The 3,577-nt window shown below is 44.1% G+C and carries 3 protein-coding genes and 1 pseudogene; 3 read left to right on the top strand and 1 reads right to left on the bottom strand.

Annotated features, from left to right (window positions below):
• Positions 1-244: RsmD family RNA methyltransferase (locus FNZ24_RS21180; RefSeq protein WP_194945121.1), on the bottom strand; the 244-nt coding region annotated here is incomplete at its 3' end.
• Between the two features lie 178 nt (positions 245-422).
• Between FNZ24_RS21180 and ftsY the strand changes: the two genes are divergently transcribed.
• The 3 genes and pseudogenes from ftsY to FNZ24_RS21165 form a co-directional block, all read left to right on the top strand.
• On the top strand, positions 423-2,036 hold the full coding sequence (gene ftsY / locus FNZ24_RS21175; RefSeq protein WP_153916780.1) for a signal recognition particle-docking protein FtsY: 1,614 nt from the start codon (positions 423-425) through the stop codon (positions 2,034-2,036).
• 6 nt (positions 2,037-2,042) lie between these two features.
• On the top strand, positions 2,043-2,735 hold the full coding sequence (gene ftsE / locus FNZ24_RS21170) for a cell division ATP-binding protein FtsE (protein ID WP_153916778.1): 693 nt from the start codon (positions 2,043-2,045) through the stop codon (positions 2,733-2,735).
• Positions 2,735-3,364 (top strand): annotated as a pseudogene (locus tag FNZ24_RS21165) (cell division protein FtsX); the annotation flags it as partial. The gene ftsE and the pseudogene FNZ24_RS21165, both read left to right, overlap by 1 nt.
• Positions 3,365-3,577 lie beyond the last annotated feature (213 nt).

Below are 3,577 nucleotides of genomic sequence, written 5' to 3'. Positions count from 1 at the left end.
TCAMGCTATGCAAGCGTACGCTTGCATAGCGTGATAATGCTTCCAGGCTGAGTGCGCCACTTCCCGCAAAGCAATCCAATACTCTTGCACCACTGATATCACCAGCCAACCAATTGAATAGTGTTTCACGTACACGATCTGTGGTTGGACGAAGACCTTCAAGATCATGAATAGGAAGTTTTCGTGAACGCCACTGTCCTGAAATGATCCTGACTTGGCCGCTGGCGGACTTATTTTTGGACATTTTGCCCTCGTGATTTTGCCTGAACAAAGAAAGTGGTAGACTATGCAACCAATTAGAATACTCGATATTTTATACCAAACTGATGCGTAAAGGTGAGCAATCCTTCTGACATTATAGGTAATAGGTTATCGAGAATATTTTTCCGAATTTTTTAGCTCAATAAGCACTGGTAGTAGACATGGCAAAGAAAGGTTTTTTTTCGTGGTTTCGTAAAGACAAAACCAAAGAACAAGAGAACGTTACAACCGAGAACGCACAAGAGCAAATCGATACTACAAGTGTAGAACAAACCTCTGAGCAAACGGCTGTTGAGCAACAAGTTGCCGATCATTCTTCTCAAGAGCAAGCTTCTCAAGAAAAAGCTTCTCAAGAACAAGCTGCAGCCGATAAAGCTGAAGCAGAGCGCTTAGAATCAGAACGTTTGGAAACTGAACGTCTTGCAGCAGAACAAAAAGCAGCAGAACTTGCTGAAGCAGAGCGTTTAGCTGAACAACAGCGTGTTGAAGAGCAAAACCGCCTTGAACAAGAAAGACTCGAAGCGGAACGATTGGAAGCTGAGCGCGTCGAGTTAGCCCGTTTAGAAGCTGAGCGTGTAGCTGCAGAAAAAGCTGAAGCGCAAAGAATAGAAGCTGAGCGCCTTGCTGCCGAGCAGAAAGCTATTGAACAAGCGGCTCAAGAAAAGATCGAAGCTGATAGATTAGCTGAGCAACAACGCGTTGCTGAACAAACTCGCTTAGCAGAAGAGCAGTTAGCACAAGAAGAAGCTGAGCGTGCTGAAGCTGAACGTCTAGAAGCGCAGCGCCTTGAAGATGAAGCAACTCAAACTGAAGAAACAGTATCAGAGCCTCAAGCTAAACCCGTTAAAGAAGGCCTTTTTGCCCGATTAAAGCGTGGTCTTAAACGTACCAGTGAAAACATTGGTAGCGGTTTTATGGGGATCTTCAGTGGTAAAAAAATCGATGATGAGTTGTTTGAAGAGCTAGAAGAACAACTATTAATTGCAGATGTTGGTGTAGAAACCACAACACGTCTTATCGACAGCCTGACTGACAGTGCATCACGTAAACAGCTAAAAGATGCTGAAGCATTGTATGATTTGATGCGTGATGAAATGCAAACCATCCTAGATCCAGTCGCGATTCCATTAGTGCCAGAAAATACCGATGGCCCATTTGTTATTTTAATGGTCGGTGTTAACGGCGTGGGTAAAACGACCACCATTGGTAAATTAGCAAAACAGTATCAAAAACAAGGCAAATCTGTCATGTTAGCTGCGGGTGATACCTTCCGAGCTGCAGCAGTTGAGCAATTACAAGTTTGGGGACAGCGCAATGAAATCCCTGTGGTTGCCCAGCATACTGGTGCAGATAGTGCCTCAGTACTATTTGATGCTCTGCAAGCGGCGAAAGCACGTAATGTTGATGTATTAATTGCCGATACTGCAGGGCGTTTGCAAAACAAAGGTCACTTGATGGAAGAGCTTAAGAAAGTGGTTCGCGTCATGAAGAAACTAGACCCGAATGCGCCTCATGAAGTGATGTTAACTTTAGATGCAAGTACAGGCCAGAATGCCATTAGCCAAGCTCAACTTTTCCAAGAGGCAGTCGGCGTTACAGGTATCACCATAAGTAAGTTAGATGGTACGGCAAAAGGCGGGGTTATTTTCGCGATTGCAGATAAGTTTAATATCCCTATCCGCCATATTGGTGTGGGTGAACAAATTGATGACTTACGTACCTTTAATTCAAACGATTTTATCGAAGCATTATTTAGTCAGGATAAGGCAGAATAGTCACATATGATCCATTTTGAGCAAGTCAGTAAGATATATCCGGGTGGCCAAAAAGCACTCTCAGAAGTTAACTTTCATCTTCAACAAGGTGAAATGGCCTTTTTAACCGGACATTCTGGCGCAGGTAAAAGTACCTTGCTCAAATTGATCACCGTGATTGAGCGTGCTAGTGCGGGTAAAGTCTCTATTAACGGCCATGATATTGCCAAACTTGGTAAAAAGCATGTGCCGTACCTTCGCCGTAATATCGGCATGATTTTTCAAAACCATCACTTATTAATGGATAAGAGCGTTTTCGATAATGTCGCGCTGCCATTGGTGATTGAAGGCTTTTCTCACGGTGAAATTCGTAAACGTGTTGCTGGCGCGCTAGACATGGTTGGCCTTTATGGCAAGGAACGTCACTTACCCGTAATGCTATCGGGTGGTGAACAACAACGTGTTGGTATTGCTCGTGCGATTGTGAATAAACCTCCTTTACTCCTTGCTGATGAGCCAACAGGTAACTTAGACCCTAAGTTATCGATGGATATCCTACGTTTATTTGAAACCTTTCATGATGCTGGTACCAGTGTGCTTATCGCGACCCATGACTTGGGATTAATTGCACGAATGAAATACCGCACGTTAACTCTGCGCCAAGGCAAAATGCTGGGTGGTGATGAAATCTATTCAGCTGAAAGTCAGGGGCAGATTTAATGACCAATAAAGTTAAAATTACTGCCAGCAAGCTGCCTTTTACTGGGCGCTTGGTCATGTTTTTTGTTCGCCACGTACAGCAAGCCATGGCAAGCATCGGTGAACTGTGGCGTAATCCAGTGTCTTCAGTGATGACTATGGCGGTTCTTGGTGTCAGCTTGAGCTTGCCGGCAGCACTGCAAGTACTGGTTAAAAATGCTGAAAATATTACCCAGTCTTGGGATAACGCTGCTGAGATTTCATTATTCATTAATGAAGGCCGCAGTGAACAATCAATACAAAGTCTGATTTCACGGATTAATGTTTACGCCGAAGTGGATGTGGTGCATTACATCAATCGGGATCAAGCCCTAGAAGAATTCCAACGTCTTTCAGGTTTTGGTGAAGCACTATCTTATTTAGACAGTAACCCTTTACCTGCAGTGGTTGTCGTGACCCCTTTAGAGCGTCATTCCAGCCCTGAAGGTGCGAGGCAATTACTTGAAAAGCTTGAGCGTGAACCGGAAGTGAGTTTTGGTCGTTTAGACATTGAATGGCTAGAGCGGCTGCAAGCCATGGTGAGATTGATTGAACGCACGGTACTGGCGATTGCTGCGTTATTAGTATTGGCGGTTGTTTTAGTGATTGGCWASWTGTAATAGTAGCGTTGTTGGCGATAGTAGCGTTGTTGGCGATAGTAGCGTTACTGCCGAAAGTAAGACAAAAAGCCGCTGCTTTTTGCCACGGAGTTGACTGGTGTCAAACTCCTTATTACGAGCTATGCAAAAAGTAGCGGCTGATATGTAATTCTATTATTAACTAATACTTACAATTGCGTCGCTGGCAATTATCCAATTAGCCCG

This window comes from Shewanella sp. TC10 (assembly GCF_009663145.1).
GTDB lineage: Bacteria > Pseudomonadota > Gammaproteobacteria > Enterobacterales > Shewanellaceae > Shewanella.
The sequence above is the reverse complement of the archived record's forward strand: the minus strand, read 5'-3'. Positions and strand labels throughout refer to the sequence as shown.

Coding starts and splice junctions, on each gene's coding strand:
- ftsY (WP_153916780.1), top strand. CDS start 423: ATGGCAAAGAAAGGTTTTTTTTCGTGGTTTCGTAAAGACAAAACCAAA.
- ftsE (WP_153916778.1), top strand. CDS start 2,043: ATGATCCATTTTGAGCAAGTCAGTAAGATATATCCGGGTGGCCAAAAA.